Annotated in this window: 17 protein-coding genes; 13 read left to right on the forward strand and 4 right to left on the reverse strand. The window is 30.3% G+C overall.

Annotated elements, in window-relative coordinates; genetic code table 11:
- Nucleotides 1-6: 6 nt before the first annotated feature.
- Nucleotides 7-1,143 carry a THUMP domain-containing class I SAM-dependent RNA methyltransferase gene (locus tag KQI42_RS14705; RefSeq protein ID WP_216520977.1) on the forward strand — a complete coding sequence of 379 codons (1,137 nt, stop codon included), beginning with the start codon at nucleotides 7-9 and terminating at the stop codon, nucleotides 1,141-1,143.
- A gap of 37 nt (nucleotides 1,144-1,180) precedes the next feature.
- Nucleotides 1,181-1,711 (forward strand): cob(I)yrinic acid a,c-diamide adenosyltransferase, encoded by a 531-nt coding sequence (locus KQI42_RS14710; protein ID WP_216520978.1) that lies wholly within the window; start codon nucleotides 1,181-1,183, stop codon nucleotides 1,709-1,711.
- On the opposite strand, the gene KQI42_RS14715 is transcribed toward KQI42_RS14710, so the two are convergent.
- Nucleotides 1,701-2,984, reverse strand: coding sequence for a methyl-accepting chemotaxis protein (locus KQI42_RS14715; RefSeq protein ID WP_216520979.1), 1,284 nt, complete (start codon nucleotides 2,982-2,984; stop codon nucleotides 1,701-1,703). The two genes, KQI42_RS14710 and KQI42_RS14715, sit on opposite strands and share 11 nt — an antisense overlap.
- Before the next feature lie 359 nt (nucleotides 2,985-3,343).
- On the opposite strand from KQI42_RS14715, the gene KQI42_RS14720 reads away from it, so the two are divergent.
- A complete protein-coding gene (locus KQI42_RS14720) occupies nucleotides 3,344-4,468 on the forward strand; it encodes a SpoIIE family protein phosphatase (protein WP_216520980.1) in 1,125 nt (374 codons plus the stop codon).
- 48 nt (nucleotides 4,469-4,516) lie between these two features.
- On the forward strand, nucleotides 4,517-5,821 hold the full coding sequence (locus KQI42_RS14725; RefSeq protein ID WP_216520981.1) for a glucose-6-phosphate isomerase: 1,305 nt from the start codon (nucleotides 4,517-4,519) through the stop codon (nucleotides 5,819-5,821).
- Between the two features lie 65 nt (nucleotides 5,822-5,886).
- On the opposite strand, the gene KQI42_RS14730 is transcribed toward KQI42_RS14725, so the two are convergent.
- Nucleotides 5,887-6,519: a nitroreductase family protein gene (locus tag KQI42_RS14730; RefSeq protein WP_216520982.1), complete on the reverse strand. Its 633-nt coding sequence runs from the start codon at nucleotides 6,517-6,519 to the stop codon at nucleotides 5,887-5,889.
- Between the two features lie 172 nt (nucleotides 6,520-6,691).
- On the opposite strand from KQI42_RS14730, the gene KQI42_RS14735 reads away from it, so the two are divergent.
- The 3 genes from KQI42_RS14735 to KQI42_RS14745 all read left to right on the forward strand — a co-directional run bounded on the left by KQI42_RS14735 (nucleotide 6,692) and on the right by KQI42_RS14745 (nucleotide 9,457).
- On the forward strand, nucleotides 6,692-7,471 hold the full coding sequence (locus KQI42_RS14735; RefSeq protein ID WP_216520983.1) for a short-chain-enoyl-CoA hydratase: 780 nt from the start codon (nucleotides 6,692-6,694) through the stop codon (nucleotides 7,469-7,471).
- Between the two features lie 16 nt (nucleotides 7,472-7,487).
- Nucleotides 7,488-8,342 (forward strand): 3-hydroxybutyryl-CoA dehydrogenase, encoded by an 855-nt coding sequence (locus KQI42_RS14740; protein ID WP_216520984.1) that lies wholly within the window; start codon nucleotides 7,488-7,490, stop codon nucleotides 8,340-8,342.
- A 101-nt stretch (nucleotides 8,343-8,443) separates the two neighbouring features.
- Nucleotides 8,444-9,457: an LCP family protein gene (locus KQI42_RS14745; RefSeq protein ID WP_216520985.1), complete on the forward strand. Its 1,014-nt coding sequence runs from the start codon at nucleotides 8,444-8,446 to the stop codon at nucleotides 9,455-9,457.
- A gap of 127 nt (nucleotides 9,458-9,584) precedes the next feature.
- On the opposite strand, the gene KQI42_RS14750 is transcribed toward KQI42_RS14745, so the two are convergent.
- Together KQI42_RS14750 and murC are read right to left on the reverse strand one after the other, a co-directional pair.
- Nucleotides 9,585-10,706, reverse strand: a complete 1,122-nt coding sequence (locus KQI42_RS14750; protein ID WP_216520986.1) for an alpha/beta fold hydrolase — start codon at nucleotides 10,704-10,706, stop codon at nucleotides 9,585-9,587.
- Nucleotides 10,707-11,029: 323 nt separating this feature from the next.
- Complete coding sequence (gene murC, locus KQI42_RS14755) at nucleotides 11,030-12,439, reverse strand: UDP-N-acetylmuramate--L-alanine ligase (RefSeq protein ID WP_216520987.1); 1,410 nt, start codon at nucleotides 12,437-12,439, stop codon at nucleotides 11,030-11,032.
- A gap of 196 nt (nucleotides 12,440-12,635) precedes the next feature.
- On the opposite strand from murC, the gene purR reads away from it, so the two are divergent.
- From purR to mfd, 6 genes are all read left to right on the forward strand, one after another.
- Nucleotides 12,636-13,481 (forward strand): pur operon repressor, encoded by an 846-nt coding sequence (purR, locus tag KQI42_RS14760; RefSeq protein WP_216520988.1) that lies wholly within the window; start codon nucleotides 12,636-12,638, stop codon nucleotides 13,479-13,481.
- 81 nt (nucleotides 13,482-13,562) lie between these two features.
- Complete coding sequence (spoVG, locus tag KQI42_RS14765) at nucleotides 13,563-13,826, forward strand: septation regulator SpoVG (RefSeq protein ID WP_216520989.1); 264 nt, start codon at nucleotides 13,563-13,565, stop codon at nucleotides 13,824-13,826.
- A 144-nt stretch (nucleotides 13,827-13,970) separates the two neighbouring features.
- Nucleotides 13,971-15,356, forward strand: a complete 1,386-nt coding sequence (gene glmU, locus KQI42_RS14770) for a bifunctional UDP-N-acetylglucosamine diphosphorylase/glucosamine-1-phosphate N-acetyltransferase GlmU (protein WP_216520990.1) — start codon at nucleotides 13,971-13,973, stop codon at nucleotides 15,354-15,356.
- 20 nt (nucleotides 15,357-15,376) lie between these two features.
- Complete coding sequence (locus KQI42_RS14775; RefSeq protein ID WP_216520991.1) at nucleotides 15,377-16,324, forward strand: ribose-phosphate pyrophosphokinase; 948 nt, start codon at nucleotides 15,377-15,379, stop codon at nucleotides 16,322-16,324.
- Nucleotides 16,325-16,346: 22 nt separating this feature from the next.
- Nucleotides 16,347-16,928: an aminoacyl-tRNA hydrolase gene (gene pth / locus KQI42_RS14780; RefSeq protein WP_216520992.1), complete on the forward strand. Its 582-nt coding sequence runs from the start codon at nucleotides 16,347-16,349 to the stop codon at nucleotides 16,926-16,928.
- Nucleotides 16,929-16,966: 38 nt separating this feature from the next.
- A complete protein-coding gene (gene mfd, locus KQI42_RS14785; protein WP_216520993.1) occupies nucleotides 16,967-20,485 on the forward strand; it encodes a transcription-repair coupling factor in 3,519 nt (1,172 codons plus the stop codon).

Below are 20,485 nucleotides of genomic sequence, written 5' to 3' on the forward strand. Positions count from 1 at the left end.
GATAAAATGGAAAAAATAGAGTTAATAGCTACTTCTACTTTTGGATTAGAGGCAGTAGTTAAGAGAGAACTAATAAATTTAGGTTATGAAGATTTAATGGTGGAAAACGGAAAAATAACTTTTAAGGCAACAGAAAAAGATATTCCTAGGGCTAATTTATGGTTAAGAACGGCAGACAGAGTTTTACTTAAAGTAGGGGAATTTAAGGCTTTAACTTTTGAAGAACTCTTTGAAAAAACTAAAGCTCTACCTTGGGATGAGTGGATTACTGAAGATGGTGAGTTTACAGTAGAAGGAAAGAGCGTAGACTCTAAATTATTTAGCATATCTGACTGCCAAGCTATAGTAAAAAAAGCAGTAGTAGAAAAACTAAAGACTAAGTATAATACAGAATGGTTTGAGGAAACTGGTGCTAAGTTTAAAATTCAAGTTTCTTTACTTAAAGATATTGCAACTTTAACAATAGATACTTCTGGTGATGCTCTTCATAAAAGAGGGTATAGAGATAGAAGTGTAGAAGCTCCATTAAAAGAAACTTTGGCAGCAGCTTTGATACAATTAAGTTTCTGGAATAAGGATAGACTATTGTTAGATCCTTTTTGTGGCTCAGGAACAATTCCTATTGAAGCTGCAATGATCGGTAAAAATATTGCTCCTGGTCTTGATAGAAATTTTGCATCGGAGGAATGGCCAAGAGTTAAAAAAGAATATTGGTCGGAAGCAAGAAAAGAAGCCTTTAAGTCTATAAAAAGCAATATAAAGTTAAATATAATGGGCTTTGATATAAACAGACATGCCATTGATATTGCTAGAGAAAATGCAGCTAATTTTGGTTTGGAGGATGATATTACCTTTTATGTTAAGGATATGAGAGATATAGAATTAAAAAATGAATATGGTGTGGTTGTATGCAATCCTCCTTATGGTGAAAGAATTGGTGAAAAAAAGGAAATTGCTTTATTATATAAAGATTTGGGTAATAAGTTTATACAGCTAGATAATTGGTCTGTATACGTAATAACTTCAGAAGAAGACTTTGAAAGATATTATGGGAAAAAGGCAGATAAAAAGAGAAAACTTTTCAATGGAAGAATTAAGGTAGATTACTATCAATATTATGGACATAGACCTCCTAAGAAATAAAGGAGGATATAAATATAAAATTGGAAGGAGGAGCATCATGGGAATTTATACTAAGACAGGAGATAAAGGAAGTACTAGTTTGTTTGACAATAAAAGGGTTTCAAAGGATGATATAAGAGTAGAAAGTTATGGAACTGTAGATGAGTTGGTTTCCTTTTTAGGATTAGCTAAAAATTATGTAGAAGATCAAGAGATATATGATTTAATACAGCACATACAAAATAAACTGTTTACTGTAGCTACCAATTTAGCTACGGAAGATAAATCTAAGGTAAAATACCATATTGTTGAAGAAGATATTAATTTTTTAGAGAAAAGAATTGATGAATATATGGGAAGGTTAAATGATCCAAAAGGATTTATTGTACCTGGCTCAGGAAAAAAATCTGCCCATCTTCACGTAGCAAGAACTGTGTGTAGAAGGGCAGAAAGAAGAATTATTACTTTGTCTAATGTTGCTGAAATAGATCCATTAGTTATAAAATACGTAAATAGATTATCTGATGCAATATATGCTCTAGCAAGATACTTAGAAGAAAAGGAAGTAAGGGTGGATTTTAAAGCTTAACATATTCCACCATTTGATGTAAGTCTTGAGCAATTTGAGAAAGATTTTCTATAGAAGAAGTAATTTCTTCCATGGAAGCTAAGTTGTTTTCAACAGCAGCTGCACTTGTTTCTGAAGCTGCTGTTGTTTCTTGTGATATAGCTGATATTTCAGAAGCTCTTTCTAAAATATAACCGCTATTATCTCTTACCTCTTTAGCAGCTCCAGATATTTTCATTATTAAATTATTTATTTCATCTATTTTATTTATTAAATCATTGAAAGATCCTTTTGTAAGTTGAGCTACTTCTACTCCTTGTTGTACAACAGTATTAACAAGTCCTATACTTTCTACTGCATTATGACCACTAGTAGAAACATTAGAAGTAATGGCAGATATTTCTTGTGAATAGTTATGAGTTGCATCTGCTAACTTTCTAATTTCTTCTGCAACGACAGCAAAACCACGTCCAAATTCTCCAGCTCTTGCTGCTTCAATAGCTGCATTTAAAGCTAATAAATTGGTTTGTTCAGCAATCTCATTAATTATTAGTACTATACTATTAATATTATTAATCTCTTCATTTAGCTCCTTTATAATAGTTAAGGTATCCTTTGTACTATTGTCCATTAGATTAACCATATCTATAATTTTATCCATATCTTTATTCCCAGTTACAGCAGCTTTTGACATGGATAAAGAAAGATCAGTGGCTGTTTCGGTGTAATTTTCTGTGTTTATAGAAAGATTATTTAAATTAGATATAGCATCTCCTAATTCATTTATATTTCTTGAAGTATCTTCTGAACCTTTGGCAATTTCATTAATGCTAACAGAAATATTTTCCACGGATTCAGTAGTTTCTTCTATGACCAAAGAAAGATTTTGTGCATTAGTTGATAGTATATCAGATTGTTTTTTAACGTCTTTAGCCATCTTTTTACTATTTTCTATTATAGTATCTATAGATTTATTAAGTCCAGAAAATTCCTTTTTATTCTTAACTTCTTTTAGCTGACTGAAATCCCCTTTAGCGACATCCCCTATAGTACTGGATAACTGATTTAAATACTTGAATACCAGCCTGTCAAATATTATGTATCCAACTAATCCAATAATTCCCATATTTATCAATGCAGAAAGAATTAGTGATAATGCTGGACTAGTTTTTAAAAAACTTTCAATTACAGAAAATATGGCATTAGAAGCAATTATGCCGATGAATACTACTGTAAAGGTAATTAAAATAAATTTCATCTTTAACTGATTAAGTAAGTTTTCCTTTTCTTTCATAAAATAAAGCTCCTTTCCTGTTTTAATATATATATGATACTATATTTTGGTAATAAAGTTAAGTATCAAAGCTATAAGATTAATGAATTTATGGGACAATAACGAGATTATTTGATATAAATTTAGAGATTTCTTTCTTTAATATATTTTTAGTTCTATAGTAAGAGACTTTGCTTAACATATCTATAGAAATTATTTAAAAAATGGTATAATATATAGGTAAGTACATATGTTCTTAGAAAAGAATAAGTAATATTTTAACTGTTGAAAATAAAGAATAGTTAAAAAATTCTTTGTAATCTTTTTGAGAATATGTTATTATGAGTAGAAGTACCAAATATTTCATATAGGTGATTGGTATGTTAAGAAAAGAGATTTTAAATCTTGTAGAAAGCAAGGTAGAAGAGTATAGCATGTTAAATTATCATGTACTAGAAAGTATGGCAGACTGGGTTAGAGTTGTAAATAAAGAAGGTATTATTATCTATGCCAACAAGACTATGAAAGAAGCTGTAGGAGATAATATTATTGGTACTAAGTGCTACCAAGTTCATGGTAAAGAAAAACCCTGTAGATTTTGTATTGCAGAGAGAAGCATGGCTACTGGAGAAATAGTTCAAAAAGAAGAAAAGATTAATGGTAGATACTTTTCTGTGAAATCTTCTCCTGTTCTTAATTGTAATGGAGAAATATTTGCTGCTGTTGAAGTTTTTAGAGATGTAACTCGTGAAAGAAAGTTGGAACTTGAGTTAATAGAAAAGAATAAGAAGATGAGCAAAGACTTATTGTTTGCAAAGAAGATACAAGAAAAGATTTTGCCAAGTAAAGATACTCTAGAAAAGCTAAAAGTAGATTATTTATATAAGCCTTCAGAAATGCTAAGTGGAGATATGTTTGATGTTTTTCATGTAGATGAAGAAAATATAGGTATATATATTAGCGATGTAGCTGGTCATGGTATAGCTGCTTCTATGATGACTATGTTTATTAGACAGACTATGAGAGCTATAAAAGATGATATATTAAGTCCATCTATTGCTTTATCTGAGCTTCATCGTAGATTTAGTACTTTAAATCTAGAAGTAGATAAATATTTTACTATTTTTTATGGAGTATTTAATAAAGAAACTTACCAATTTAAATATGCTAATGCAGGTCATAATTGTATTCCTATAAAATATGGTAATGATGATGTAGAGTTATTGAAGGTTAAAGGCTATCCTATATCTCTTATATTTAATGAAATATCATACGAAGAAAAGAAAATTCAACTAAAAAAAGAAGATAAAATACTATTTTATACAGATGGAATAACGGAAGCTAAAGATAAAAGCGGAAAAGATTTTGGTGTAGAAGGAGTTATGGAAGCTATTTATAGTAAAAATAATAATATATTAAAAGAAATTGAGGAAAATATTATAAACCATAGTTGGGGCGAACAAGAAGATGATTTTGCTCTAGTGTTAATGGAAGTAATCGAATAGCAAAATCCCAGAATGGACAATTCTGGGATTTTTTAAGGAGGATAAAGAATGAATATTAGCCTTGATTATACTAATTCTTTTATTGAAAAACATGAATTAGATCATATTAAATCATTTATTTGTGATAGCCAAGAACTTTTACATAGTGGTAGAGGTCCTGGAAAGGATTTCATTGGGTGGGTAGATCTGCCTAAGGACTACGATAAAGAGGAATTTAACAAAATAAAAGAAGCTGCGAACAAAATTAAAGATGATTCCGATGTCTTAATAGTCATTGGAATAGGTGGATCATACTTGGGTGCTAGAGCATGTATAGAAGCACTTAGTCATTCTTTTTATAACATATTATCTAAAGAAAAAAGAAAGACTCCGGAAATTTATTATGTGGGAAATAATATAAGCAGTTCTTATATACTAGATCTATTTGATGTAATAGAAGGGAAAAATATCAGTTTAAATGTAATATCTAAATCGGGAACAACTACAGAACCAGCTATAGCCTTTAGAATTTTTAAAGAATATATGGAAAATAAGTATGGAAGAGAAGAAGCTAAAAATAGAATATATGCAACTACAGACAAGTCTAAAGGAGCGTTAAGAGAACTGACAGAAAAAGAAGGCTATACTTCCTTTGTAATTCCGGACAATATAGGAGGAAGATACTCCATATTAACATCAGTAGGTCTTTTACCAATAGCAGTAGCAGGAATAGATATAGATAATCTAATGGAAGGAGCCTATTCTGGAATGAAAGAGTATTCAAATCCAGATATGGAGGATAACATATGTTACCAGTATGCAGCTCTTAGAAATATTTTGTATAATAAAGGAAAAGACATTGAGATTCTTGTAAGTTATGAACCATATTTATATTATTTATCTGAATGGTGGAAGCAACTCTATGGGGAAAGTGAAGGCAAAGACGGGAAAGGAATTTATCCTGCAGCTGCTAATTTCACTACAGACCTTCATTCCTTGGGACAATTAATTCAAGACGGTAAAAGAAATTTATTTGAAACTACAATTAATGTAGAAAAGCCTAAAAAAGATCTAGAGATAAAAGAGGATAAATTAAATCTAGATGGACTTAACTTTCTTAAAGGAAAAACTATAGATTTCGTAAATAAAAGAGCTTTTGAAGGAACTTTAATGGCTCATACTAAAGGGAACGTTCCAAATATAATAATAAATGTCCCAGAAGTTAATGAATATTATTTTGGAAAATTAGTATACTTTTTTGAAAAAGCTTGTGCCATAAGTGGATACACTTTAGGGGTAAATCCCTTTGACCAACCAGGGGTAGAAGAATATAAAAAAAATATGTTTAGATTGCTAGGAAAGCCAGGCTACTAATAATAGGAAGTCTAATTATTTAAAATAGTAAAAGGAATGGTTGAAAAACCATTCCTTTTACTATTTTATTCAATTATAGTGACTACTTCTTCTAAAGGTTTTCTTTTAGGGCTATGTAATTCAGATTCTACTGGAACACCTATAGGAGTCATACAAGCTAAAGAATAACCTTCCTTTGTAAAACCTAAATATTCTTGAATTTCAGCTTTAGCAAACATAGGACCTGTCATCCAGCAACCACCATATCCTAAAGATGCAGCAGCTAATAATAAATTTTCCATGGCAGCTCCAATATTTTGAATTCCTGGATTATGAGAAGAAAAAGCAGCAATATCTTTTTCAGTTGCATTTTCTCCTAAAAAGATTTCAGCACCAGTTATAGGATAAGGTCCAACAAATAAAAATACTGTTAGTGGAGCCGCTTTAAAAAAAGTACAGAAGTTAAGATATGATAAAAGTTTACTTTTCTTTTCTTCGTCTTTTATTTTTCTTGCAGCAGTGTTAACCTTATCCTCAATTATCTTAGCAATATGGTTTAATTTTTCTTTATTTTTTACAACAACAAAGTGCCAATTTTGAAGGTTCTTTCCTGAAGGAGCTTGAGTGGCGGCCTTAAGAATTTTTTTTAAATCTTCCATTGGAACTTCTTTATCTTGAAATTTTCTAATACTATGACGATTGTAAATATAATCCAACATTTAATCACCTCTTTAATAATTTTATATATCTATTATACCCCAAGGGGCTAGAAAAGTGATATAATAAAAGAAAGAAAAAAGAAGTTGTTAATAATATATCAATCTTAGTTGATTTATTGTTTTTTATTTGATAAAATATAAACAAAGTTTATTTCCGATAGGAGGAGATTGGATGAACTGGGAAAACTTATTATTAAAAAAAGAAGGAAACATAGGCATATTATCTATTAACAGACCAAACGCTTTAAACGCATTAAACTCCCAAGTATTAGATGAGTTAAAAGATGCAATAGAAGTTATTGAAAAAGATGAAGAGATACATATAATAATACTTACTGGAGAAGGAAGGGCTTTTGTTGCAGGGGCAGATATTGGAGAAATGAAAGGTATGAACCCCCAAGAAGCAAGATGTTTTGCAGAAAAAGGACTAAGCATTTTTAGAAAGATTGAATTAATGGAAAAACCAGTAATTGCAGCTATTAATGGATTTGCATTAGGTGGAGGCTGTGAACTTTCTATGTGCTGTGATATTAGAATTGCTTCTGAAAAAGCTAAGTTTGGACAGCCAGAAGTAGGATTAGGAATAACTCCTGGTTTTGCTGGAACTCAAAGATTATCTAGATTGGTTGGTATAGGAAAAGCTAAAGAATTGATATTTACTTGTGATATAGTTGATGCTGAAGAAGCTTATAGAATAGGATTAGTTAATAAGGTAGTACCACTAGAAGACTTAATGAAGGAAGCTGTAGAAGTGGCAAATAAAATCTTATCTAAAGGGCAATTAGCCGTAAGATATTCAAAGGCAGCAATAAATAGAGGAATAGAAACGGATTTAGAAACAGGAATGGCCATTGAGAAGGATTTATTTGGATTGTGTTTTGCTACAGAAGATCAAAAAGAAGGTATGGGGGCGTTTTTAGAGAAACGTACACCTAACTATAAATTAAGATAATTTTGGAGGTGCTTTTATGAAAAAAATTGGAATACTTGGAAGAGGAACTATGGCTTCTGGAATAGTTCAAATATTTGCAGAAAAGGATTATGAAGTAGTTATGTGGGTAAGAACTATTGACGAAGCTAATCCAAGAGCTAGTATTAAAGTTGTTGAAAAAAATTTAGATAGACTTGTTCAAAAAGAAAGAATGACAAAAGAAGCAATGGATAACGCTCTAAGTAAAATATCCATTACCACATGTTACGAAGATTTAAAAGATTGTGATTTAGTAATAGAAGCAATATCTGAAGATATGTGTGTTAAAAAAGATACCTTTAAAAAACTTGATGAATTATGTAAAGCGGAAGCTATCCTTGCAACAAATACTTCATCCTTATCAATAACAGAAATAGCTAACTCAACTAATAGACCAGATAAAGTAATTGGAATGCACTTTTTCAATCCAGTTCCAATGATGAAATTAGTAGAAGTTATTAAAGGAATTGCTACTTCCGAAGAAACTAAAAATACTATAGTGGAATTATCTAAAGAACTTGGAAAAACTCCTGTAGAGGTAGAAGAAGCTCCTGGTTTTGTAGTTAATAGAATTTTAATACCTATGATAAATGAAGCAGTAGGAATTCTTGGTGACGGTGTAGCGAAAGCTGCTGATATAGACGAGGCTATGAAGTTAGGAGCAAATCATCCAATGGGACCATTAGCTTTAGCAGATTTAATTGGATTGGACGTTTGTTTAGCTATAATGGATGTATTATACAATGAATTTGGTGATTCTAAATATAGAGCTCATCCACTACTAAGAAAGATGGTTAGAGGTGGACTATTAGGAAGAAAAACTAAAAAAGGTTTCTTTGATTATTCTAAATAAATTTGAATCCTCCAGTGAAAACTGGAGGATTTTTGCTATATAAAAAAACAGATTGGTTACAATATATTAAAATAGTAGTTCTTTTGAAAGGTGGCTATTAGATGAAAACTTTTCTAAAAGTTTTTATAATATCCTTTATCTGTTTTTTTATTGCTATATTTCTTGGTTCTTATTCATATTTAAAAGAGAAAGATATAGATATAGATATACCTAATAACTTAGGAGATATTGTATATGAAAATGAATTAATAAATAGAGGGTTAACAAAAAAAGACACAGTAGAAGAAGTAAAAGTCAAGGAACCTGAATTTTATACTTCTTTAGAAGAAGCTGTAGAAAAGAGTAATAGGGTTAACTTTATTTTTTTAGGTATGGAAGATGTAAGAACGGATGCAATTTTATTTGTTTCTTTCTGTCCTGACACTAAAAAAGTAGATTTAGTTTCTATACCTAGAGATACTTATATTCATAGGAAAGGTTATAATAGGGGAGAACAAAGAAAAATAAATTCTGTATATGGAGATCATGGCGTGTCAGGAGTAAAAAAAACCGTAAGCTATATATTAGAAAAGGTTCCCATCCATCATTATGTTATGTTAGACTATGAAGGTGTAGAAAAAATAATAGATTCTGTAGGAGGAGTAGAAGTAGTAGTGCCTTTTCCTATGAAATACAGTGATCCAACAGCAAAGCCTCCTCTTTATATTAATATAGCAGAAGGTAAACAAACATTAGATGGAAAAAAATCCTTACAATTTTTAAGATATAGGAAGGGAAATAATAATAAAGGTGGTTATATAGATGGCGATTTAGGTAGGATAAATGCTCAGCAGCAATTTTTAAAATCTTTTGTTGATAAAAGTTTATCCTATAAGTTACCAGTAGTAATTAAAAAAGGATTTGAGTATGTAAAGACAGATATAAATTTATTCGAAGGATTAGCTTATGGAAAGAATGCCATAGGAATAAAAAATGAAGATTTTAGATTTACAACATTGCCAGGAAAACCAGAATTTAGAAAAATAGATAAAAAAGTTTTATCCTTTTATATTCATAATCCTAAAGAGACAAAAAAAATCCTAGAAGGTATATACAATGTAAATCCATCCCATTAAATCAGGATTACAGAGAAGTTACAATTCATTTTAAATTAGCACAAGATACAAGTTGTATCCTGTGCTTTTTATTGTTCTATAGGTGAATAAAAATTAAATTAATCAATTAGGATATACCTAAATTTACTTATGATAATTCATGCAGCCATTTTAAAATAAAATCAAAAGCAAGGGTATGATTGCCGACTTGACAATGTTCTGCACCGCCTTCTTCTACAGTAAAAATTTTACCAGTTAATGTTCTGGCCTTTGATAGTTCGTTCATTAAAATATCAAAATGTTTTATGGGAATATAGTGATCCTGCTCTCCTGCAAGTAAAAGCACATCACACTGGACATTTTCTGTTATACCTTTTAATGTATGTAATTTTAAGTGGGAATAAAAATCAAATGGATTATCAGTTCCAGTTATATACTGTCCATGGGATACCGCCCAATTAATAATCAGTTTTTTATCCATAAACTTTTGTATGATTAGGTTGATAATGTTTTTGGCTTTTAAAGCGAATAAGAATTTCATAAATATTTTTATAATGCTTGGCAGCGGGTTTGTCATACAATCAAAACCATCATAAAGTACGTCATAGGCGACAACCTTAGAAATACGTTTATCGAATGCAGCTGCACGTAGTGCTAAGTAGCCACCCCACGAAATACCGACTATACATACATCATCAAGTCCAAAGTAATCTAAAACAGCGCTGGTTGGTTTTTCCCAAAATGGCTCAAATTTGAGACCATTCTTTAATGTAGAGCCTTGCCCAGGTCCTTCAAAAAGATAAATATTATATCCACTTGCAGATAGTTCTTTGAGGTAAAGATAAAATTCTTCAATAAAGGAATCATATCCACCGAATATAACGAGATTTCCAACAGAATTTTCTGCTTCAAAGATAAAGGTTTTCATCGTAGTATTTTGGTATGGTATGTATTCAGTTCTCATGGAATAATCTAAATCAATAACCTTATGAAAGTTTTCAATGGATTTTTGATACATATCTTCTTTTTCAGGACATTCCTTTAAGAAAAATTCTGCCAAACGATAATAATAAGCTGCGTGTAAATATCTACCTTCCGATTCTGCTATTTTTCCTAAGCCATACCATTCTTCATACCATGAATCTAAATCTTTTATATTCGGCACAACACTCTTAATTTCTTCTATATTGCAAGCTTTATCTCCATAGGTTAAAATTCTATTTATTTGAAAGTCAAATTGTTTAATAGGATGAAGATGAACATATGCCATAACATTACCCCCTTTGAAAATTCAAATTCCCAGTATCAAAAAACAAGGTGTTCTATTTCTAATTTACATTCTTGCAAAAGTTGTTCTTCAACATTAGTGTGTAAAACACCTGTCAGACCGTATAGTAGAAAACTTGTTGCAATTTACGGGTTTACAACATGAAAAACTCCCCACAAATACAAGTACTACTTATATTTGTGGGGAGTTTGTTTATAGGGTTATTTTAAATAATAAACTTTCAAACGATTTGTCATGATAGCTTTAAATCTACTTGTTTTATAAAACTTCCCTATGGTTTACACCCTTTAAACAAGGGTTTTATGCTATATTGCTTCTTTTTCCTTTTCTTTATTATGTTCAATTATTGAATCGCCGATGGAGTAAACATTACCAGCTCCCATAGTGACAATAATATCATTATCCTTTGTGTTGTTCATTAGATAAGTTTCTATTTCTTCAAAGGAAGATATATATTTAGCGTCTATACCTTTTTGTGTCAAAGCATTTGCTAAATCTTTTGAATGAACTAATCCAGTATCCTTTTCTCTAGCCGCATATATATCAGTTACAATAACCTTATTGGCATCACCAAAAGATTCTGCAAAGTTGTTTAATAATAGTCTTATTCTTGTAAAAGTATGAGGTTGAAAAACACACCAAATATTGCCTTGTGTAGAATTTCTCAAAGCTTTTAAAGCAGCTTTAATTTCTGTAGGATGATGAGCATAATCATCTATGATTTTAATACCATTGGCATATCCCTTTAATTCAAGTCTTCTATGAGTTCCTTTATAATCACCTATGGATTCTTGAATAAGTTCCATTGATATACCAGAAGTATTTGCTGCTGCAATACTAGCTAAAGCGTTATATACATTGTGAATTCCCATTACGCCTAAAGTTATAGGAAATAAAGATTTTCCTCTGATATTTAACATAAAGGATGGATACCCTTCTTCTGAAAAGGATATATTTTCGGCAGTATAATCAGACTTATTATTAATTCCAAAAGTTACTACATTAGCTTTTGTATTTTCAATTACTTTTTTAGCGTTTATGTCATCTTCATTTATTATTAAATAACCGTTTTCTTTGATATTAGAACCGTATTGTACAAAAGTATCAACAATATGATCTATGTTTTTAAAATAATCAAGATGATCTTCTTCTATATTTAATATAATTGCCATAGTAGGATAGTATTTGAGAATATTGCCTTTATACTCACAGGCTTCAGTTAACAAGTACTTTTTACTGCCTAGTTTTACATTACCACCAATTTCATCTAATTGACCACCTAAAAGTATAGTAGAGTCTAATTCTGAACGATTTAATATAGTAGCTATCATACTAGTAGTAGTAGTTTTGCCATGAGTACCAGACACAGCAATGGAGTTGTGATAGTTATTCATTAAGGCTCCTAAAAACAAAGCTCTATCTACTACAGGAACACCTAGTTCATAAGCTTGTAGTAGCTCTTCATTATCTTTTGAAATTGCATCTGTATATACTATTAAATCGGCACCCTTTACATTTTCCATACTATGATTTATGTAAATTTCAGCACCTAACTTCTCTAATCTTTCAATAATATGACTATTATTTGCATCAGAACCAGAAACTTTATACCCTTCTGTCAGCAAAATTTCTGCCAAACCACTCATACTAATTCCACCAATACCGATAAAATGTACATGGGAGTATTTATGGTCATTTATGCAAAATGTAAACATAAACTTACCTCCTAAATATTTAAGTAATTGCTTCTTTTTTTATTATTACCAACTTGTGCATTTATATTATTTTATTCGATTGGAATTATTTTGTCACTGATAGATTATATCATAATATAAAAATAATAAAAAGGAAATCTTGTATTCGTGTAGAAGTATTATACATATCACATAATCTTTTATGGGAGATGATGCAATGGAAAAACTTAAGAGGAATGAAAGAGTTGGAGCTTTAATGAATATACTTACTAGAAATCCAAATAAGATATTTTCTTATAGCTATTTTTGCCAGCTTTTTAACGTAAGAAAATCTAGCATAAGTGGTGATGTAGCTATTTTAAAAGAATTATTGGAAAAATTAGATTTAGGATTAGTAGAAACTATTACTGGTTCTAATGGAGGTGTAAAATTTATACCTAAAATCAAAAAAGAAGAGTTAATTCAAACTTTAGAGGATTTATCTATTCAGCTTTCTAATCCAGAAAGGATAATTCCTGGAGGATTTATATTTATGCTAGATATTTTATATAATCCTGAAATAATTAAAAAATTAGGATTAATTATTGCAAATAAATTTATTGATAAGCATATAGATTATATAGTGACTATAGAAACTAAGGGAATACCTTTAGCATTAATGACAGCAGAAGTTTTAAATGTACCTTTGGTTATTATAAGAAAGAATATAAAAATCACTGAAGGTTCCACAGTTAATATAAATTATGTTTCTGGGTCCACAAAAATGGTTCAAACTATGTCCTTATCTAAAAAATCTTTGAAGGAAAATTCAAAAGTATTAATCGTTGATGATTTTATGAGAGGTGGAGGAACTTTTAAAGGAGTATATGAAATGATGTCAGAGTTTAAGGCTAGCGTTGTAGGAACTTGTGTTTTAATAGCTACGAAATTTCCTGAAAAGAAACTGGTAGACAATTATATATCCCTTTTGACTATGGAAAAAATAGATGAGGAAGAGAAAAAAGTTATTTTAACACCGAATTTTTGTAAATTGAACAAAAAATTAAAAAAATTTTCTAAATAAGAAGGATTTTCGGAAAACTTAGAGAATATAAAGAATATTTAATAATCATTCTGACTTCCATGGAAGGTGGTGAAATGGACAGTGAAAGTTACCGACGTAAGAATTAGAAAAGTTACAGAAGAGGGAAAAATGAAAGCAATAGTATCTGTTACTTTTGACGATGAATTTGTTGTACATGATATTAAAATTATTGAAGGACAAAACGGACTATTTATTGCCATGCCTAGTAGAAAAATGGTAGATGGTGAGTTTAGAGATATTGCTCATCCAATTAATGCTGCTACTAGGAAAAAAATCCAAGATGCTATTTTTGAAGAATATGAAAAGAGTTTAGTAACAGAGTAATTAAGGGCCTAAGGGTCCTTCTTACTTTTTTGATATAAAAATTTTTTAAATATAATTAAGGATTTTAGTGAATTGGGTGTGGACTTATGTGATAAATTAGATAAAATATTATTTGGATAGATAATTATAAAACGAGGTGTTAAAATGAATATTTCTATAATATTGGCAGCGGGAGAAGGTACTAGGATGAAGTCTAAGTTGCCAAAAGTGTTGCATAGAGTATGTGGAAAACCTATACTTGAATATGTGATCAATGCTAGTAAAGGTGCAGAAATAGAAAAAAATATAGTTATTGTTGGTCATGGTGGAGATAGTATTAGGGAATACTTTAAAGATGATTCTGTAATTTTTAAAACTCAGCCTATAGGAGATAATACTCCTTATGGCACTGGATTCGCCGTTATGCAGGGAATTGATTGTATAGAAGATGATAGTACTGTAATAATTCTTTATGGAGATACTCCTCTTATAACAAAGGATACAGTAAGTAAGTTAATTAATTATCATAACAGCTGTGGATATGATGGAACTGTATTAACTGCAGTTGTAGAAAATCCAACGGGTTATGGAAGAATTATAAGAGAAGAAACGGGTAATATTTTAAAAATTGTAGAACATAAAGATGCTTCAGAAGAAGAAAAAGAAATCAAAGAAATTAACTCAGGAATATACTGTTTTAACGGTAAATTATTAAAATATGCTTTAGGTAAGATTGATAACAACAATGCTCAAGGGGAATATTATGTAACAGATGTAATAAGTATTTTAAAGGAAGAAGATTATAAAGTGGGAGCATATATAATAGAAGACTCAAGAGAAATTCACGGAGTAAATTCTAGAAATCAATTAGCCTTTAGTGAAGAAATCATGAGAAACAGAATTAATAGTAATTATATGAAACAAGGGATTACCATAATTAATCCGGAGCATACTTATATTGAAGAAGGAGTTAAAATCGGACGAGATACTATTATTTATCCAGGTGTAATAATTGAAGGAAATACAGAAATAGGGGAAGACTGTGTTATCAAACAAAACACGAAAATATTAAATAGCATAATTGGAGATAAAGTAGAGATAGAATCTTCAACAATAGAAGATAGTTCTATAGGAGATAGCACTCATATAGGTCCTTATGCACATCTTAGACCTAATAGCCGTATAGGTAAAAATGTTAAAATTGGTAATTTTGTTGAGGTTAAAAATTCCATTATTGAAGACAATTCTAAAGCTGGGCATTTAGCTTATATAGGAGATGCAGAGGTAGGGAAAAATGTAAATATTGGCTGTGGAGTAGTTTTTGTAAATTATAATGGTCGTGAAAAATTTAGGACAATTGTTGGAGATGATGCCTTTATTGGAAGTAATTCTAATTTAGTAGCTCCAGTAATAGTAAAAGAATTGGGCTATGTAGCGGCAGGTTCAACTATAACTAAAGAAGTAGGGGAAGGTGTTTTATCTATAGCAAGGGCACCACAAGTAAACAAAGAAGGCTGGGTAGAGAAGAAAGGATATAAAAATCATAAATAAACATTAGGAGGAAGGAACAAATGATATTGAATAGAGGCAATATGAAAGTATTTACAGGTAATGCTAATAGGGATTTAGCAGAAAAAATTTGTAATGTATTAGAGGTGCCTTTGGGGTGTTGTGAAGTTGGTCAATTTAGTGATGGGGAAACCTTTGTTAATATTAGTGAAACTGTTAGAGGTGTTGATGTGTTTTTTATACAGCCAACTTGTTCTCCAGTAAATGATACTTTAATGGAAGCATTAATTCTTATAGATGCCTTTAAGAGAGCATCAGCAGGTAGAATCAATGCTGTAATTCCGTATTATGGTTATGCTAGGCAAGATAGGAAAACTAAGGCTAGAGAACCAATAACAGCAAAACTAGTAGCCAATTTACTTACTGTAGCTGGAGCAGACAGAGTAGTTAGTATGGATCTTCATGCTGGCCAAATCCAAGGATATTTTGATATTCCTGTAGATCATCTTTCAGGAGTACCAATTTTAGCAGACTACTTTAAAAACTTTATTGACACTGAAACTGTAGTCGTTTCTCCAGACTTAGGTGGAGTAACTAGAGCTAGAAACTTTGCTAACCTATTAGATCTTCCTATAGCAATAATAGAAAAGAGAAGACCAAAAGCTAATGTTTCAGAAGTAATGAATGTTATAGGAGATATACAAGGTAAGAATGTAATAATTATTGATGATATAATAGATACAGCTGGAACTATTACAAAGGCAGCTAAAGTACTAAAAAGCTTTGGAGCTAAAAAAGTTTTTGGTTGTGCAACTCACCCAGTTTTATCTGGTCCAGCAGTAGAAAGAATTGCAGACTCAGAAATAGAAAAATTTATAATAACAGATACTATACCATTGGGTGAAGATAAAAAGATTGATAAAATTGAAATAGTAAGCGTAGCACCTATATTTGGTGAAGCTATAAAGAGAATACATGAAAATGAATCTGTAAGTAAGCTGTTTGATTAGTATTTATGTAGGAGATGATGTTTTGTTTGTAGTAATAGGATTAGGTAATCCTGGAAAGGATTATACTAATACAAGGCATAATGTAGGTTTTAATACTATAGATTTATTAGCTGAAAGAAATGATATAAAAATAAACAAGATAAAGTTTAAATCTGTTTATGGTGAAGGATTAATTGGAGGGGAAAAGGTTTTGTTAGTAAAACCTCAAACCTATATGAATAATAGTGGAATCACAGCATTAGATATATATAACTTTTATAAACTACCTATAGAGAATATAATAGTAGTAGTTGATGATATAGATATTGATTTCGGAACAGTTAAAGTTAAAAGAAAAGGTAGTGCTGGATCTCATAATGGCTTAAAATCTATAATATTTCAACTTCAAAAAGATGATTTTCCTAGAGTGAAGATAGGAATAGGTGATAAAAGACCTGGACAGGATTTAGCTAATTTTGTTTTAAGTAGATTTTCAAAAGAAGAGAAGCAGGATATTGAGGAAGCTATAATAAATGCAGCAATGGCGGTAGAAACCATAATAAAAGAAGACATTAATAAAGCTATGAATAAATTTAATACTAAAGGAAATAAGGCCCAGGAATAAACCTGGGCTTATGGTTGTTAGTTTGAGGAGCTGATAGGATGCCAAATTTTTTTCTAGACCCATTGAAGACTCTAGCCTCCTATGAAAAGTTAATAAAAGATATTGAGAATAGAAATAGCCCTATAGCCACTAACGGTATCATTGATGAAAATATAGGGCATATTGTCTATGGCCTTAGAGAACATACAGGAAGGCAAATGCTTTTAATAACATATGATGAGGTTAAAGGCCAGAAATTATACGAAGATATTAAAAACTTTGGAGAAGAAAATGTAGTGCTTTTTCCGAAAAAGGAAGTGCTTTTTTATGATGTAGAAGCTTTTAGTTATGAAAGGTCTAATCAAAGATTGAATGTTGTTTCTAGACTTATGGAGGGTGAAGACTTAATAGTTATTGCTCATATAGATGCCATTTTAGATAAACTTTTAAATCCAAATTTGTTTAAAAAACATACTCAATTAATAAAATTTGGAGATACTGTGGATCTGAATAAGATAACTGAGATCTTCATAAGTTCAGGTTATGAAAGAATAAATATGGTTGAAGGAGTAGGTCAGTTTAGTATAAGAGGAGGAATTCTTGACTTTTTCCCTCCTAATAGTGAGAATCCCTATAGGGTAGAACTTTTCGATGATGAAGTGGATTCTATAAGAACCTTTGACATAAGAACTCAAAGATCTTTAGAAATAGTAGACTATGTTTTTATTCCACCTGTAAAAGAAATCCTTATTCTAGAAGATTATAGAGAAGAAATAGTAAAAAATTTAGAAAAGGATTTAAAAAGAGTAAATAGTAAAATGAAGGAAAATTCTATAGAAAAACAAAATATAGAAGAAAAATTTAATAAGTATGTAGAAGCTTTAAAAGAAAATCTATATATTTCTAATAGAGATATGATACTTCCGTTTATACCAAAAGAGTATTTATCTAATCTAATTAATTATTTTAAAGAGGATAGTTTAATATTTATTGATGAACCTAAAAGAGTTGAAGAAAAGGTAAAAAATATTAAAGATGAATTTAATTTAAAGTTTACTGACCTTTATGAAGTAGGAGCAGTTTTACCCTCTCATGTAAACATTTCTTATGATTATAAAGATATATTAGACGATATTAAAAATAAAATTTGTATAACTAACAGTGCTTTACTTAAAGGTAATGCTACTTTAAGTCCAAAATCCATACTTAATTTTTCAACGAAATCTATGCAATCATATCACAATAAAATGGAATTCTTAATAGAAGAGCTAAATCATTATAAATATAGAGGATATAAAGTAGTAATATTATCAGGAACAGAAGAAAGGGGTAAACGTCTTCATTCGTCACTATTAGATTTAGGTATGGAAACTATTTTTGTTGAAGATAAAAATAAAGAGATTAAATCTAGCCAAGTTTATATTACTTCAGGAAGTATTAATGGCGGGTTTGAATATCCAGCTATTAAATTTGTTGTAATTAGCGATAAGGAAATATTTGGAGCTGCTAAGAAAAAGGCCAGAAAATTTATAAAAAAAGATCAAGAAAAAATAGTTAGCTTTTCAGATTTAAATGTTGGAGACTATGTAGTTCATGAAAACCATGGTATTGGCCAGTATGAAGGAGTAGAGCAGTTAGATATTCAAGGAATAAAGAAGGATTATTTGACCATAAGATATAAAGGACAGGATAAATTATATGTTCCTATTGACCAGATGAATCTTATTCAAAAGTATATTGGTTCCGATTCAATTAAACCTAAGGTAAATAGATTAAGTAGTGCAGAATGGAGTAAAACAAAGGCAAAGGCTAAAAAAGCTGTTGAAGATATGGCAAAAGATTTATTGGAACTTTATGCAAAGAGACATAATTTAAAAGGTTATGGTTTTAGTAAAGATAGTACTTGGCAGAGACAGTTTGAAGATTTGTTCCCTTATGAAGAGACAGATGCTCAATTAAAGAGTATCATAGAGATAAAAAAGGATATGGAAAAATCTAAGCCTATGGATAGACTTTTGTGTGGAGATGTAGGTTATGGTAAAACAGAGGTAGCTTTAAGGGCAGCTTTTAAAGCCGTAATGGATGGAAAACAGGTTGCATTTTTAGTACCAACTACTATATTAGCCCAACAACATTACAATACATTAATGGAGCGATTCGATACCTTTCCAGTTAAGGTAGCTATGTTAAGTAGGTTTAGAACTCCAGCAGAGCAAAAAATAGCTATTGAAGGTATAAGAAAAGGAACCATAGATGTTGCTGTAGGCACCCATAGGCTTTTATCTAAAGATGTGGAATTTAAAGATTTAGGTTTGTTAATAATAGATGAAGAGCAGCGTTTTGGAGTAAAACATAAAGAAACTTTAAAGAAGTTAAAGGAAACAGTAGATGTCCTTACTCTTACAGCAACTCCTATCCCTAGAACTCTTCATATGTCTATGGTTGGTATCCGTGATATGAGCATTATAGACGAACCGCCTGAAGAAAGGTATCCTGTTCAAACCTATGTAGTAGAAAATAATGATCAAATGATCAGAGATGCTATATTAAAAGAAATAGGTAGAGGGGGTCAGATTTATTTTGTATATAATAGGGTAGAAACTATAGACAAGATTACTTCTAGATTGAGAGCTTTGGTCCCAGAGGCTACTTTTGCTATAGGTCATGGTCAAATGGGTGAGAGAGAATTAGAAAAGGTAATGATGAATTTCTTGAATAAGGAATACGATGTATTAGTCTGTACAACTATTATAGAAACGGGCTTAGATATTCCTAATGTAAATACCATAATAATTTATGATGCAGATAAAATGGGTTTATCTCAGCTTTATCAGTTAAAGGGAAGAGTAGGACGTTCTAATAGAATTGCATATGCATATTTTACCTATGAGAAAAACAAGGTACTTTCAGAAGTAGCAGAAAAAAGATTGAGAGCTATTAAGGATTTTACAGAGTTTGGTTCTGGGTTCAAGATTGCCATGAGGGACCTAGAAATAAGAGGAGCAGGGAATCTTCTAGGACTAGAGCAACATGGACATATTGAAGCTATAGGTTACGATTTATACGTTAAGTTTTTACATGAAACTATTAGAAGGTTACAAGGTGAAGTAGTAGAAGAAACTTTAGATACTACTATAGATTTAAGGGTTGACGGATTTATACCCGTTAAATATATTGAAGACGAAGAACAAAAGATTGAAGTATATAAAAAGATTGCTGCTGTTGAAAGCATAGATGATTATGGAGAATTAATAGATGAATTAATAGATAGATTTGGAGATGTACCTAAAGAAGTAGAAAATCTTATGGATATTTCTTATATTAAAAATTTAGCTAGTAAAAATCATATTAAAAATATCGGGCAGTTAGAAAAAGAAGTAGTTTTAGAGTTTATTTCTACAGAAAATATGTCTTTAGAATTGCTTCACTATTTATCTAAAAAATATGGACGAAAGATTACCTTCGATTTATCTACATCACCTTCCTTTAGATTTAGAGTTAAAGAAAATATATTAGAAAGCTTAAAAGAGTTAGTTGAAAAAATTAACGGTTTTCATAAGAATGAAAATAATATATAA

Origin of the sequence: Tissierella simiarum (assembly GCF_018917865.1) — a bacterium.
GTDB classification, from domain to species: domain Bacteria; phylum Bacillota; class Clostridia; order Tissierellales; family Tissierellaceae; genus Tissierella_C; species Tissierella_C simiarum.

Coding starts and splice junctions, on each gene's coding strand:
- glmU (WP_216520990.1), top strand. CDS start 13,971: ATGAATATTTCTATAATATTGGCAGCGGGAGAAGGTACTAGGATGAAG.
- murC (WP_216520987.1), bottom strand. CDS start 12,439: ATGTTTACATTTTGCATAAATGACCATAAATACTCCCATGTACATTTT.
- purR (WP_216520988.1), top strand. CDS start 12,636: ATGGAAAAACTTAAGAGGAATGAAAGAGTTGGAGCTTTAATGAATATA.
- KQI42_RS14715 (WP_216520979.1), bottom strand. CDS start 2,984: ATGAAAGAAAAGGAAAACTTACTTAATCAGTTAAAGATGAAATTTATT.
- KQI42_RS14735 (WP_216520983.1), top strand. CDS start 6,692: ATGAACTGGGAAAACTTATTATTAAAAAAAGAAGGAAACATAGGCATA.
- KQI42_RS14750 (WP_216520986.1), bottom strand. CDS start 10,706: ATGGCATATGTTCATCTTCATCCTATTAAACAATTTGACTTTCAAATA.
- KQI42_RS14775 (WP_216520991.1), top strand. CDS start 15,377: ATGATATTGAATAGAGGCAATATGAAAGTATTTACAGGTAATGCTAAT.
- mfd (WP_216520993.1), top strand. CDS start 16,967: ATGCCAAATTTTTTTCTAGACCCATTGAAGACTCTAGCCTCCTATGAA.
- KQI42_RS14730 (WP_216520982.1), bottom strand. CDS start 6,519: ATGTTGGATTATATTTACAATCGTCATAGTATTAGAAAATTTCAAGAT.
- KQI42_RS14705 (WP_216520977.1), top strand. CDS start 7: ATGGAAAAAATAGAGTTAATAGCTACTTCTACTTTTGGATTAGAGGCA.
- KQI42_RS14740 (WP_216520984.1), top strand. CDS start 7,488: ATGAAAAAAATTGGAATACTTGGAAGAGGAACTATGGCTTCTGGAATA.
- KQI42_RS14725 (WP_216520981.1), top strand. CDS start 4,517: ATGAATATTAGCCTTGATTATACTAATTCTTTTATTGAAAAACATGAA.
- KQI42_RS14710 (WP_216520978.1), top strand. CDS start 1,181: ATGGGAATTTATACTAAGACAGGAGATAAAGGAAGTACTAGTTTGTTT.
- KQI42_RS14745 (WP_216520985.1), top strand. CDS start 8,444: ATGAAAACTTTTCTAAAAGTTTTTATAATATCCTTTATCTGTTTTTTT.
- KQI42_RS14720 (WP_216520980.1), top strand. CDS start 3,344: ATGTTAAGAAAAGAGATTTTAAATCTTGTAGAAAGCAAGGTAGAAGAG.